The organism is Streptomyces sp. SP18CS02 (genome assembly GCF_036322365.1).
In the GTDB taxonomy this organism is placed as follows: Bacteria; Actinomycetota; Actinomycetes; order Streptomycetales; family Streptomycetaceae; genus Streptomyces.
This window is the reverse complement of the sequence record NZ_JAQYXC010000269.1, coordinates 140,687-152,891: the sequence shown is the minus strand read 5'-3', so window position 1 is coordinate 152,891 and position 12,205 is coordinate 140,687. Positions and strand designations below refer to the sequence as shown.

The following is a 12,205-nucleotide window of genomic DNA, read 5'->3' as shown; positions in this document are numbered from 1 at the left end:
CGAGGCAGGGAGGAGGGCCGGCACGGGCGGCGGTCAGGCGGCGCGGCGCCGGCAGGCGACGCAGTAGCGTGTGTACGGCAGGATCTCCAGCCGCTCCGCCGGGACGGGCTTGGCACAGCCCAGGCAGATCCCGTAGGTGCCGTCCTCGATGCGGGCGAAGGCTTCCTCGATCTCTTTGAGGACCCGCTCCACCGCCGTCTTCTGCGTGGACAGCAAGTGATCGTCCGCGGTCTGTCCGGTCTCTTCCAGGGCCCGCAGTTGTGCCAGTCGGGAGGAACGGGCGTGTTCCAGGCGCCCATGAGCCTCGTGCGGGTGGGCCTCGGCCCGGCTGACATCGAGCGACATGGTCAATCCCTTTCTCTGTTCTCTGTGGTTTGTGCGTAGGCGTGCGGCGTGCGGCGTGCGGCGCGCGGTGGGCGGCGTGTCGGCGGTCGCGCGGCTCGTCATGGGAGGCGGGAGGCCCCCGGCGGTGCGGGACCGCCCGCCGGGTGACGGTCGTGTCGTCTTCCACCCTGGCCCGGCGGGCGGCGGTCACCTATCGGGCGCGGGCCCCATTTACGCCGGGGAGAGGGATCCATACGGCCGCCATGGGTAGTGCGCGCCCCGGGAAATGGGGCCCCGGTCCCATCGACGGGGCAGCGGGGACGGAGGAGGCTGGCCGAAGGACCGCTCCAGCACCCCGAGGGCATGGACGCGGTGGGGCTGCCCGATGCCCGACAGTGGAGGTGACCGATGTCGTAGAAGGAGAGGCTCAAGGCCGATGTCCTTGTTCTGGCGGATATTCGCCCTCAACGCCGTGGTGCTGGGCACGGCCACGGCACTTCTGCTGTGGGCTCCGGTAACCGTCTCCGTGCCGGTTCTGCTGACCGAGGCGGTCATCCTGGTCGGCGGTCTCGCCGTCATGCTGGTCGCCAACGCCGCGTTGCTGCGGCTCGGCCTGGCCCCGCTGGATCGGCTCACGAAGCTGATGACCACCGTGGACCTGCTGCGACCCGGCCAGCGTCTGCCCGCTTCCGGCGGCGACGAGGTCGCCGAGGTGATCCGTACGTTCAACGCCATGCTGGAGCGGCTGGAACAGGAGAGGGCCACCAGCAGTGCCCGGGCCCTGCTGGCCCAGGAGGCCGAACGCCGCCGTATCGCGCAGGAACTGCACGACGAGGTCGGCCAGAGCATGACCGCGATCCTGCTGGGACTCAAACGGGCTTCGGACCACGCACCGACGCTGCTGCGCACGGAGCTGCAGGAGATGCAGGAGATCACCCGGGAGAGCCTGAACGAGGTACGCCGCCTGGTGCGCCGGCTGCGCCCCGGCGTCCTGGACGACCTGGGTCTCGTCAGCGCGCTGACCTCGCTCACCGAGGATTTCGCGACCCACACCGGGATGCGGGTCACCCGCCGCTTCGATGCCGACCTGCCGGCCCTGGGGCCGGAGACGGAACTGGTCCTCTACCGCGTCGCCCAGGAATCGCTCACCAACGTCGCGCGCCACGCGGACGCCGAACGGGTCACCGTGGCCCTGCGTCACGCCGAGGACCGTGTGCTGCTGACGATCACCGACGATGGCTGCGGCATCGAGGCCCCCTGCGAAGGAGCCGGCATCCGCGGCATGCGCGAGCGGGCCCTGCTCGTCGGGGGCGGCCTGGAGATCACCCCGGCACCCCGCACCGGCACACGGGTACAGCTCACCGCGCCCGTTTCCGGGAAGCGACCCTGACCATGCCCGACAGGACCACGACCCCCATGACCCAGCAGCGCACGATCCGCATCCTGCTCGCCGACGACCACGCGCTGGTCCGCCGGGGCGTTCGGCTCATCCTCGACCAGGAACCGGACCTCGAAGTGGTCGCGGAGGCCGGCGACGGTGCCGAGGCCATCGAGCTGGCCCGCACCCACCATGTCGACCTCGCCGTTCTCGACATCGCCATGCCGCGCCTGACCGGCCTGCAGGCAGCCCGCGAACTGGCCGCCCTCAAGCCCGGCGTGCGGATCCTGATGCTCACCATGCACGACAACGAGCAGTACTTCTTCCAGGCGCTGAAGGCCGGAGCCTGCGGGTACGTACTGAAGTCCGTCGCCGACCAGGACCTGGTCGCCGCCTGCCGGGCCGCGATGCGCGATGAGCCCTTCCTCTATCCCGGCGCGGTCACCGCACTGATCCGCAACTACCTCGACCGGGCCCGACAGGGCGAGGAAACCCCCGACCAGATCCTCACCCCCCGCGAGGAAGAGGTCCTCAAGCTGGTTGCCGAGGGGCACTCGTCCAAGGAGATCGCCGACCTGCTCTTCATCAGCATCAAGACCGTCCAGCGGCACCGCGCCAACCTGCTGCAGAAACTCCGCCTGCGAGACCGGCTGGAGCTCACCCGCTACGCCATCCGCGTCGGCCTGATCGAACCCTGACCTCCGGCCCGGTGTCCGCCTGAGGTTCCGCCGGCCGGCCCGGCCGCACTCCCAGGAGCCGGACCCGGCCACCGCACCGCACCGCACCGCACAACACGATGAAGGGGGATGGCGCATGCAGCACACCGCGCGCACCGCCCCCGACACCATCGCCCGGCCCCCGGCCGTCGCGGTACTGGCCGCGGTCGTACTGGCACTGCTCGCCGCTCTCACCGTCGCCGGCCCGCCGCCCGGTACGCCGGGTGGACCGATGGCCGGTATGCCGGGCGCCGGGCCGGTGGCCGGTGTGACGGGCGGACCGGTGGCCGGCGCCGCGTACCACCACACCTTCGGACCGCGCGCAGGCGATGGCTGTGACACCGCCTGCGCCGTCCGAGCGGCAACCCGCCTGGAAGCGCAGAGCGAACACCCCGCCCCGCGCGCCCACCTCGCCGTCTGCGGCCAGGGCACAGCACTGTCCCCACCCGGCCCCGCACGGCTCTCGGCGCCGACCGGCAGCATCCCCGCCTCGGAGCCCCACGCTCCTCATGTCCGCGGGCGGGCGCCCCCGGCATCCTCCGGCACCTGACACCCCTCGTTCCTTCACCCCACCTCGCCCAGCCGCGGCCGCTCCCGGCCGCAGCCATGGCCGTGGTGCCCTGCCGGAGGCCCCCGTTGAACCGTTCCCCGCGCGCGAGGGCGCTGCTCGCCCTCACCGTGATCGCCCTGTCCCTGTACATCACCGTCACCATGCCGGTCCGCCTCGGACTCGACCTGCGCGGCGGTACGCAGATCGTGCTGCAGACCCGCTCCACGCCCACCGTCGATGCCGACAGCGAGGCCACCGACCGCACGCTGGAGGTGCTGCGCGGCCGTATCGACGCGCTCGGCGTCACCGAGCCCACCCTCGTCCGTTCCGGAGAGAACCGGATCATCGTCGAACTGCCCGGTGTGCACGACCCCAAGGAGGCCGCAGACGTCCTGGGCCGTACCGCACAGCTCACCTTCCACCCGGTGCTCGGGATCGCCGGCGGTGGCGACACCTCCCGCCCCCTGCCGGAGCCTCCTGGAGAACGCGTCCTGCCCGACGCGTCCGGCGAACCACTGCGCCTCGGCGCCGCGGCCCTGACCGGGGAGCACGTCAAGGAGGCCGTCGCCCGGTTCGACCAGCAAGGCGGCGCCGGCTGGCACGTCACCGTCGACTTCAAAGGCTCCGGCCGCGACGCGTGGGCCCGGTCGACCGGCGAGGCCGCCTGCCACCCGGCGGGCGATCCGGCGCGCCGGGTGGCCATCGTCCTGGACGACAAGGTCATCTCCTCCCCGCAGGTCGACCCCTCCGTCGCCTGCGAGGCCGGCATCCGCGACGGCGCCACACGGATCACGGGCTCCTTCGGCGCCCAGGAAGCCCGCGAGCTCTCCCTGCTCATCAACGGCGGAGCCCTGCCCGTACCCGTCGAGACCGTCGAACAGCGCACCGTCGGCCCTACCCTGGGCGCACAGGCCATCGCCGCGAGCGCCTGGGCCGCGGTTATCGGAACCGCGCTGACCACGCTGTTCATCGTCGTCGTCTACCGGCTGATGGGCGCCCTGGCCGCCGTCGCCCTGGCCTGCTACGGGCTTGTCTCCTACGCTGTCCTGGCCGCCCTCGGCGCCACCCTGACCCTGCCGGGCCTGGCCGGTTTCGTCCTGGCGATCGGCATGGCCGTGGACGCCAACGTCCTGGTCTTCGAACGGGCCCGCGAGGAGTACGCGGGCCGTCGGCGCCCCAGCACCCGCTCGGCGCTGTCGGCCGGGTTCCGCAAGGCGTTCAGCGCGATCGCCGACTCCAACATCACCACGCTGATCGCGGCCGCCCTTCTGTTCTTCCTCACCTCCGGGCCCGTGCGCGGCTTCGGCATCACCCTCGGCATCGGTGTGCTCGCCTCCATGTTCAGTGCCCTGGTGATCACCCGCATGCTCGCCGAGTTCGCCGCGAGCCGCCCCGGTGTACGCCGCCGCCCCGGTCTCACCGGCATCGCGACCACGGGCACGGTGCGCGGCCGCCTCACCCGACTCGACCCCCGGATGATGCGCCGCCCGCGTCGCTGGCTGGCCGCCTCCGCCGCCGTGCTCGTCCTGGCGGCCTCGGGCATCGCGGTGCGCGGCATCGACCTGGGGGTGGAATTCACCGGCGGTCGCCTCATCGAGTACGCCACCACCGGCCCCGTCGACCCCGACCAGGTCCGTACCGCCCTCGCCGACGCCGGATTCCCCCACGCCGTCGTCCAGACCTCCGGCGACACGGGCCTCACGGTACGGACCGAGCCGTTGACCAACGCCGAGGAGGCCGAGGTCACCCACGCCGTGCGCGACCTCGCCGACCGGGCGGAGAAGGTCCGCGACGAGCTGATCGGCCCCAGCCTGGGCGAGGAGCTGCGCCGGGGGGCGCTGCTCGCGCTCGCCGTGGCCCTCGGCGCGCAGTTCGTCTATCTCGCGGCGCGCTTCCGCTGGGTGTTCGGCACCGCGGCGGTCGTCGCTCTCGCCCACGACGTGGTCATCCTCGTCGGCGTCTTCGCCTGGCTCGGCAAGCCCGTCGACGGGGTCTTCCTGGCGGCCCTGCTGACCGTCATCGGCTACTCGGTCAACGACTCCGTCGTCCTCTTCGACCGCGTCAGGGAACTGGCCCGCCGCACCCCCGGGGCGTCGCTGACCGGCATCTCGAACCGGGCGATCCTGCAGACCCTGCCGCGCACCGTGAACACCGGCATCGGCGCCGCGTTCATCCTCACCGCCCTCGCGGTGCTCGGCGGGTCATCGCTCACCGACTTCGCGCTGGCCCTGCTCATCGGCCTCGCCGTCGGCACCTACTCCTCCGTCTTCACCGCCGCCCCCGTCGCCATCCAGCTCCACCCCCGGAACGGACCGCGGCAGCCGCCCCGCCGGCCATGACCCGCCGGTCCCGCAACGGCACGAGGCCCGGCCGAGGAGCGGCGCGCGCCTGCGGATCCCGTACGTACCCCCCCGTGTCGCCGAAGCCGGAGAGCCCGACCGCCTTTCAGGCGAGCCTCCGTGTGAGCGAGGGCAGTGGACCCGGGCCTGCCGCGGCCCGCGCCCCGGACGATCCTCCCCGGGAGCGTCCCAGGCCGCCGGCGGCGGAAGGGGAGGGAACACTCGCCGAACAGCGACGTGTCCCCGGTCGCACACCACCGGGACGCTTCCCAGGGGGCGGTCGAGGCTTCCGGACCGGACAAGCATAGGGTCGCCGTTCATGACGAAGATCAAACTCGCCTGGACGGCGACCACGGCAGCAGCAGCCCTCGCCCTTCTCGGCGCCACCGCCCCGGCGCCCGCGCTCGCGGACGGCGGCACGCACGCTCCGGCGCTGACGACCGGGGTTCTGTTCAACGACCCCACCAGTTCCGATCCCGCGCGGAGTGACGCGATACCTACCCACCTCGCCCGGCTCATCGACGGCGCGGTGCCAGGGTCCGACATCAAGATCTCCACGTACGTGTTCGGCTCCAGATGGGTGGTGCAGCGGCTGAACGCGGCGCATCTGCGCGGGGTGAACGTCCAGGTGCTCCTGGACAGTGAGACCCGCCGGCACTGGGAGGGCGGTCCGACGTACGACCTGCTCGCCGCCGGGCTCGCGAAGAAGCCGGCCGGCTCGGGCGACTCCTGGGTGCGGTTGTGTGCGGACAAGCAGGCGTGCCTGGCGAAGGACCCGAGCCCCACCGACGGCTGGCCCGGCGTCAACCACAACAAGTTCTACCTGTTCTCCCGGACCACGGGCAGTGCCGGCGCCACCGTGCCGGTGGACGACGTGGTCGTGCAGTCCTCCGCGAACATGACCACCTGGGACCGGCTGAAGTCCTGGAACGACGCGTTGACAGTGGCCGGCAACCCGGCCCTCTACGGTGCCTACGCCGCCTACTTCGGGCGTCAGGCCGAGGCGCAGGCGGACCCGTCCAAGCAGGTGTCCGACGTGCTGATGGACACCCAGGCAGGCAGGGCCAAGGCCTACTTCTTTCCCCGGGCGACCACGGACGTCATCGTCAACATTCTCAGCATGGTGGACAAGCCGGTTGACGGGAGGCCGGTCTGCCAGGGCAACGACCCCGGCTACGGCACCACCGACGGTCGCACGGTGATCCGCGTCGCGATGCACGGGATCACCCGCCCGCAGGTCGCGCAGAAGCTGTGGGAGCTGGACGACGCGGGCTGCTACGTGGACGTCGTCTACCGCGACCTCGAGGCGTCGGTCGAGCAGATCCTCACCACGCCCACCCGGTACGGCGGTGTCGCCACGCACAAGCTGGACGACGCGGCGGGCGGCACGGACACGGCCACCCACACCAAGTACCTCCTCGTCGAGGGCACCTACAAAGGCGTGAAGAACCAGAAGATCGTCTTCACCGGCAGCCACCCCTACACCAAATCGGCCCTGGTCGGAAACGACGAGGCGCTCCTGAAGTGGGACGACTCCACGGGCCCCGGGCACCCCACCGCCTCGGTGTACGACGCCTACCGGGAGAACTTCCGCACCCAGCGCGCGGTCTCGGACGCGCAGAACGCTCTGCCGTAGCCGTAGCCGTAGCCGTAGCCGTAGCCGTAGCCGTGACGGCGGTGTGTGAAGCATCCTCGTCGCCCGTACGGGGCAGGTCGAAGAGACGTCATTCGCCTCCCAACTGCAAGGCGGGCACCGAAACTGGAGAACACGCTGCTCTGCTCGGACCGGGCGAGCCCCGAAGCCAAGGGCGCTGCTCACGGACGGCGGGCCTGGACGCGGTGGACCGGATGAGCGAGACGGACCCGCCCGCAACCGACAACCCCCACGCACGCGTCGCACCACCCATGGAACGCGCATGGCTCTTCTCACTCATACCACTGCTGATCGGCGTGGTCTTCCTCAGCTTCGGCGTGTACGGACTCCGCCGCGCCCGCGCGCTGCGTCGGACAGGTGTCACCACGGAGGGTCGGATCGTCCGCCACGAGGTCATGCGGGGCGACGACGGGGCATTGCTGCACTACCCGGTAGCAGCCTGGACGACCCGGGACGGCCGCGCGTGTGAGTACTCATCCAGGTTCGGCCGGGGTTCCGTCGGAGGCAGCTTCGGCGTGGGGGCCCCTGTCGTCATCCGATATGATCCCGCGGATCCTCGCAGGTTTGTGATACAGAACTGGGACGCAGCGGTCGTCGATCTACTGTTCACCGTGCTGGGATCGGTGTTCACCGTGGGCACGCTGGCGGTGTTGCTCACCCTGCTGCTCACTCCCTGACCGCGGTCGGCTTTCCTTCTCCGCGACGGCAGCACGTCCGCATCGATCGACGCGACGCGGGTCACCACCGTGGCTCCGGGTTCGTACGGGTGCGGCCCGTTCCGCGCGCGGGCACACCACGAGTGCCGGGGGATCACCCAGCCCCGACGGGCAGGGGGCCGACTCGGTCCTCCAGCCAGGCCGGCAGCTCCAGGAGCCGGACCCCCTCCTGCTCGTTGGGGTCGGTCCGCGCGACCAGGCACACCATGTCCTCGTCACCCGTGTTCACCGGCATGTGGGGAGTACCGGCCGGGATGTGCATGTAGTCACCCGCGTGCAGCACCACGTGTTCGCCCAGGTCGTCCCCGTGCCATACCTCCACCTGGCCGGACTGGATGAAGATGGCCGACTCATGACCCTCGTGCAGGTGAGGGCGGCCCCGGCTGCCGGCTGCCATCACCAGCCGGTGCAGACACAACCGCTCAGCCCCCGTCGACTGCGCACTGACGCCCACCCCGAACGTGCCGCCCTGCACCCCCTGGTAATGCCCGGTCCGAACCACTGTGCACAGCTTCTGATCCGCCATAGGAGCAGTACAACAGGGCACGCTCGACTGGGCGAGCACTTCCCGCCAACTTCCGGCGAACGTCCGGCGCCTCCACCAGGACGTGCAGGTCCCCACGGTACGGCGGTGTCCGCCGGACGCCCTCATAACCCTCGGCTGTGAATGCCGACGGAGACCAGGCGTCCACATGCGCCTGGACGACCGCCCGCGGCCCTGCCTCGTCGGCGGTACGGAAACGGAATCCGTCCGGCAGCACCGGCTGCTCCACGTCTTCGAGGTCCCGCACGTTGAGTTGGGTCCAAGAGCCGGTGTCACCGAGCGAGGCCGGATCGGTCTCATAACCGTGCGCCGCCCAGCGTTTCAGGGCGAACACATCGGCGGCCGACGGCATCACGGTGCGGTCCAGGCCGACCGTCACACCGTCGTACCAGTCGATCACCTCGTCCACCAGTCCGCTGTGGTCGGGATGGACCTGCGCCAGACAGGCGTTGGTGACGTCCTTCACCGACCCGTCGTTGCGCCTCACCTGGTGCGGCAGACAGACCCAGCCCCCATGCGACCAGAGCGTCACCGGAGAACCACAACCGACGCAGCCAGCTCTCTCCGGCACCCGTGTGCCCTGCGCCCCAGATCCAGGCCAGCTCTCCGGACGTCGCGTCGCTGTTCACCAGGTCGGGTCGGACGGCCGTGACCCGCTGCGCCAGGTCCTGCATGAGCCGCACGTCCGCGGCAGTCACCAGATCGGAGTCATCCATGGTGCGCCACTGTGTCAGGGCATCGCGCAGCCGTCGACGCAAATCCCGCGGGGCCGAGGACCGCTGCACCCCTGTGCACAACGCCCGCAGCACATCGTCGGGCAGCCCGGACGGTGCGAGTAGACAGGCACAAGGGTGTGGCCGGAAAGACCAGTGCGTGGTGCATGGTGCCGGACATCACTGCCCGTGGCCGGACCAGGAGAAGAACCGCGACGCCCCCGCGAAGCCCCGCTGACAGGCCGCGCCCACCGGGCCCGTCGCGTTCCGCCGGGCGGCGCCCTGGCGGGTGAGACCGAGAAGGTGCCACACCGGGGCCAGCAGGTCTATACCGCGCTGGCCGAGGTCGGTTCGACGCATCGCTGCCTTCTGGACGGCCGGCACGTGGCTGGCGCTGCCACCCATTGTCTGCTCGCGCACCCGGGCCCGCCAGATGAGCCGGAAGGGCAGGGCCTATTCGCCTGTCCCTGGGGTGTTCGGTGGGGTGGACGCGGAACGTCACTGGTTCCGTCTCCGCAGTGCACACGATGCTTCGAGGCGTCCGCCCAGCTGTGTTCGCCAGGAGATATGGACGGTTTTCCGAAGTCAAGTCGAATGCCCGAGGAATGCCATGAATATTTGTTCTCAGTGAATTGGCCAGCGCGTCAGGCATGCGACGGCATGACGGGGAGCAGAGGGCTTCTTCGAGGCGGTGGACGCACTTTGCTGGGCCGTCGCTGATGCTGTTGAACTGCGACGCCGGCCCTTGCCGGTCGTGGCACGCAGTACCCGACAGGCCGCCACTTCCACCCGGTTCGCCGATGTCAAATCCGCTCCCGGACGGACAGTGGCACGCAGCGGCCGGGTTGGACACACGGATGGGCGTGGGGTACCAAGGAGTGTAGGCCGCGTAGTTCGGTGATATCCGCCCGTGCACCACTGTTGCGGGGACGAAAGGACGTCACACCGGTGCGCGGCGACGCACCTTCTTCGTTCCCGCGGCGTCATTCAACAACCACGCGGGCCTTATCCCTGAGAGGCAGTGAAACCGGGCTTCGCCTGCGTCATTGCCCAGAAGGAGATCTCATGCGCGCAAAGAAAATCGTGGTCTCGCTCGTGACTCCGCTCGCCTTCGCGACCGCCTTCGCGATCCCGACGGCTGCGTCCGCCACTCAGGCACCCGCCGCCCCCCATGCCATCACAGCGCCTCAGTCCGAGTACACCCAAGCCGTCTCCTCGCCGCGCGACTACCAGCGTGGCTACTCCGACGGCAGCCACCGGGGCCTGCGCCACGGGAGCAGGGACGGTCGCAACTGTGATTACCGCGGCAACTACAACCACCGCAGTGACCACGGCAACCGCGACTACCAGCGCGGTTACCGCGACGGATACAGGAACGCCTACGACTCGGCGTATGAGCGTGCCGCTCGGCGCTGCTGAGCGTCCTGCGCTCGACCGTGCCGCCTTCCGGGTAACGGAAGCGGATCCCGAAAGCCAGGGGTGAGCGGCGACGACCCGGAGGACGTCTCCTCCTGGGGTCTCGGCACACCAGCGGCGAACCGGCGAGGTCCGCGCCTGTGACGGGCGCGGAGTCCCGGGCCAGGGAGACGACAACGTCCACCCGCAGGAGGGAATCCGGCCACGGGCGGTGACTCGCTCGAGTCACCGCCCCTGACACGTCTCCAAGCCGTGTGGGGCGTCGTCCACCCCATCGAGGCGGGCATGCGCACCGCCCTGGCCTGCACACCGAGTACCGACACACGCGACCCCCAGTCCGCCCTGATCCACGGGCACGGCGCGAGCAGGGTGGCCAGGCACAGCAGCATGAACTGCCCTGTCACCGAGGAGTCCTTGATCAGGGCGTGCGGGCCGAGTACGCCGATCAGCGAGACGACCGCCGTGATCACCGGGAACACGTTCTCGTGCCGTGAACACGGTCTCGCCGGCATCCCCACGCGCCCTCAGATGTCCGTCCGGGACGCTTCACCACGCATCGACCCTCCTGGTGTGTGCTGAACCCACGTGCGTGCGGCGTCGTCGTGTCGGCGTGTCACACGGCGGTGCGCGCCCGGACGGCCGCCACCGCGGCTGCCCCATGTCCGGCCGCTCGGAGGCGAGGTCCCGGAGGCGAGGTCCCGGAGGGAATGTGGCAAGGTATGCCGACAGCTCACGTCGGCCGTGCCTCGCGAGGGAGTCCGACCCGTGATTGCTGCCTGGGCTTCGGCATCCTGTGGCGGCGCCCGGAAGCCGGACCGCTGCTCGCCGGGCGGAAGTGTTCCCCCGCCCGGTTCCCAAGCAACCTCGCAGGAGTACACCCGTGAACGGAAAGCGTCGCCGACTGCTGCTGGCGGCCATCGACCCCATGCTCGAGCCGGCGGAGCAGGTCGAGGTGACGACCATCGTGAACCTGAGTTCGGTCTCGGTGCGCCGGACCGCCGCGTTCGCGGCGGCCTCGGCGATCATGAGCGGTGGCGGAATGGCGGTGATCCCGACACCGACCCCCATGTATCTGGCGATGACCGACCGCCGCCTCTTCGTGTTCCGGGCGAACCCGACTTTCGCCCGACCGGAAGAGCACCTGATGACGATTCCGCGCGCCGGCCTCGTCCGCTCCCAGATCAAGGAGCGCCTGCTCAACTCGTCCTTCGTCGTTTCCTCGCCGGACAATGAGCAGGGCTTGAAGATCATATTCCCGCTGGTGGGCCGCAAGGAGCGGAACGTGATAGCGGCTGCCCTACCCCTGGCGGGCTGACCACCGAACACGGGCGCCCGGCGAGCGGCTGTCGGAGCAGGGGCACTCGCATGTCGCCCGCTGATGTGCGGCACACACGGAGACCCCTTCGGTCATGGAGACCGAGCGGAAGGGACCGTACCGGCCTCCCGCACGCACTCGGCCATGACCCGGCCGCGACCAGGCGCCTTGGCCCCTTGTCCGGCCTTGGGCGATCCGCGCGAGGTGCGAGAGCGTCCTCGACGGTGTGCGCGCTCTTCGGGCCGACCGGGCCCTGGCCGGGCGCCAGCCGTAACAGCCCTGGAAACAACGGCCGTTAGCGGTGTTCAGGACCGGTTCTGCCGTGGTCGGTGCCCCCACAGGCGCCCTGGACACCCTGCCACGCGTGAACACGCCCGAGGACCTCGCGCGGTCCGTGACGCCCGTGAACCCCGTAGAGCCCCGTGCAGGCCGGCGTCGCCGGTACCGAGGCCCGGCTCGGCGACATCTCCGTCGTGAAGCCGCGCGGCTACCGGGCGCTCGGAGTCCTGGCCCGCACCTCCGAACGGCCCGTCGCCACCT

12 protein-coding genes are annotated in these 12,205 nt (G+C 70.6%); 8 read left to right on the top strand and 4 right to left on the bottom strand.

Annotated features, from left to right (window positions below; genetic code table 11):
- Nucleotides 1-33: 33 nt before the first annotated feature.
- Nucleotides 34-345: a TraR/DksA C4-type zinc finger protein gene (locus tag PUR26_RS10065; RefSeq protein ID WP_329871287.1), complete on the bottom strand. Its 312-nt coding sequence runs from the start codon at nucleotides 343-345 to the stop codon at nucleotides 34-36.
- Between the two features lie 415 nt (nucleotides 346-760).
- Here PUR26_RS10065 and PUR26_RS10060 point away from each other — a divergent pair, with 415 nt between their 5' ends.
- The 6 genes from PUR26_RS10060 to PUR26_RS10035 all read left to right on the top strand — a co-directional run bounded on the left by PUR26_RS10060 (nucleotide 761) and on the right by PUR26_RS10035 (nucleotide 7,638).
- Entirely contained in the window at nucleotides 761-1,714 is a 954-nt protein-coding gene (locus PUR26_RS10060; protein ID WP_329871285.1) for a HAMP domain-containing sensor histidine kinase, read from the top strand.
- Nucleotides 1,715-1,740: 26 nt separating this feature from the next.
- The gene (locus PUR26_RS10055; RefSeq protein ID WP_443077022.1) at nucleotides 1,741-2,400 is read left to right on the top strand and encodes a response regulator; all 660 of its coding nucleotides are present in this window, start codon (nucleotides 1,741-1,743) and stop codon (nucleotides 2,398-2,400) included.
- Between the two features lie 115 nt (nucleotides 2,401-2,515).
- On the top strand, nucleotides 2,516-2,968 hold the full coding sequence (locus tag PUR26_RS10050; RefSeq protein ID WP_329871283.1) for a hypothetical protein: 453 nt from the start codon (nucleotides 2,516-2,518) through the stop codon (nucleotides 2,966-2,968).
- 86 nt (nucleotides 2,969-3,054) lie between these two features.
- Nucleotides 3,055-5,307, top strand: a complete 2,253-nt coding sequence (gene secD, locus PUR26_RS10045; protein WP_329871281.1) for a protein translocase subunit SecD — start codon at nucleotides 3,055-3,057, stop codon at nucleotides 5,305-5,307.
- Nucleotides 5,308-5,626: 319 nt separating this feature from the next.
- Complete coding sequence (locus PUR26_RS10040; protein WP_329871279.1) at nucleotides 5,627-6,943, top strand: phospholipase D-like domain-containing protein; 1,317 nt, start codon at nucleotides 5,627-5,629, stop codon at nucleotides 6,941-6,943.
- Between the two features lie 212 nt (nucleotides 6,944-7,155).
- Nucleotides 7,156-7,638, top strand: coding sequence for a DUF3592 domain-containing protein (locus PUR26_RS10035; protein ID WP_329871277.1), 483 nt, complete (start codon nucleotides 7,156-7,158; stop codon nucleotides 7,636-7,638).
- 133 nt (nucleotides 7,639-7,771) lie between these two features.
- Here the strand turns inward: PUR26_RS10035 and PUR26_RS10030 are convergent, their stop codons facing one another.
- The 3 genes from PUR26_RS10030 to PUR26_RS10020 all read right to left on the bottom strand — a co-directional run bounded on the left by PUR26_RS10030 (nucleotide 7,772) and on the right by PUR26_RS10020 (nucleotide 9,294).
- On the bottom strand, nucleotides 7,772-8,203 hold the full coding sequence (locus PUR26_RS10030; protein WP_329871275.1) for a cupin domain-containing protein: 432 nt from the start codon (nucleotides 8,201-8,203) through the stop codon (nucleotides 7,772-7,774).
- Nucleotides 8,100-8,687, bottom strand: a complete 588-nt coding sequence (locus tag PUR26_RS10025) for a hypothetical protein (RefSeq protein ID WP_329871541.1) — start codon at nucleotides 8,685-8,687, stop codon at nucleotides 8,100-8,102. The genes PUR26_RS10030 and PUR26_RS10025 overlap by 104 nt, the downstream gene beginning before the upstream one ends.
- 427 nt (nucleotides 8,688-9,114) lie before the next feature.
- Nucleotides 9,115-9,294, bottom strand: coding sequence for a hypothetical protein (locus tag PUR26_RS10020; RefSeq protein ID WP_329871273.1), 180 nt, complete (start codon nucleotides 9,292-9,294; stop codon nucleotides 9,115-9,117).
- 705 nt (nucleotides 9,295-9,999) lie between these two features.
- Between PUR26_RS10020 and PUR26_RS10015 the strand changes: the two genes are divergently transcribed.
- Nucleotides 10,000-10,353 carry a hypothetical protein gene (locus tag PUR26_RS10015; protein ID WP_329871271.1) on the top strand — a complete coding sequence of 118 codons (354 nt, stop codon included), beginning with the start codon at nucleotides 10,000-10,002 and terminating at the stop codon, nucleotides 10,351-10,353.
- 877 nt (nucleotides 10,354-11,230) lie between these two features.
- Nucleotides 11,231-11,665 (top strand): hypothetical protein, encoded by a 435-nt coding sequence (locus PUR26_RS10010; protein ID WP_329871270.1) that lies wholly within the window; start codon nucleotides 11,231-11,233, stop codon nucleotides 11,663-11,665.
- Nucleotides 11,666-12,205 lie beyond the last annotated feature (540 nt).

Coding starts and splice junctions, on each gene's coding strand:
- PUR26_RS10065 (WP_329871287.1), bottom strand. CDS start 345: ATGTCGCTCGATGTCAGCCGGGCCGAGGCCCACCCGCACGAGGCTCAT.
- PUR26_RS10020 (WP_329871273.1), bottom strand. CDS start 9,294: ATGCGTCGAACCGACCTCGGCCAGCGCGGTATAGACCTGCTGGCCCCG.
- PUR26_RS10050 (WP_329871283.1), top strand. CDS start 2,516: ATGCAGCACACCGCGCGCACCGCCCCCGACACCATCGCCCGGCCCCCG.
- PUR26_RS10015 (WP_329871271.1), top strand. CDS start 10,000: ATGCGCGCAAAGAAAATCGTGGTCTCGCTCGTGACTCCGCTCGCCTTC.
- PUR26_RS10040 (WP_329871279.1), top strand. CDS start 5,627: ATGACGAAGATCAAACTCGCCTGGACGGCGACCACGGCAGCAGCAGCC.
- PUR26_RS10060 (WP_329871285.1), top strand. CDS start 761: ATGTCCTTGTTCTGGCGGATATTCGCCCTCAACGCCGTGGTGCTGGGC.
- PUR26_RS10030 (WP_329871275.1), bottom strand. CDS start 8,203: ATGGCGGATCAGAAGCTGTGCACAGTGGTTCGGACCGGGCATTACCAG.
- PUR26_RS10035 (WP_329871277.1), top strand. CDS start 7,156: ATGAGCGAGACGGACCCGCCCGCAACCGACAACCCCCACGCACGCGTC.
- PUR26_RS10055 (WP_443077022.1), top strand. CDS start 1,741: ATGACCCAGCAGCGCACGATCCGCATCCTGCTCGCCGACGACCACGCG.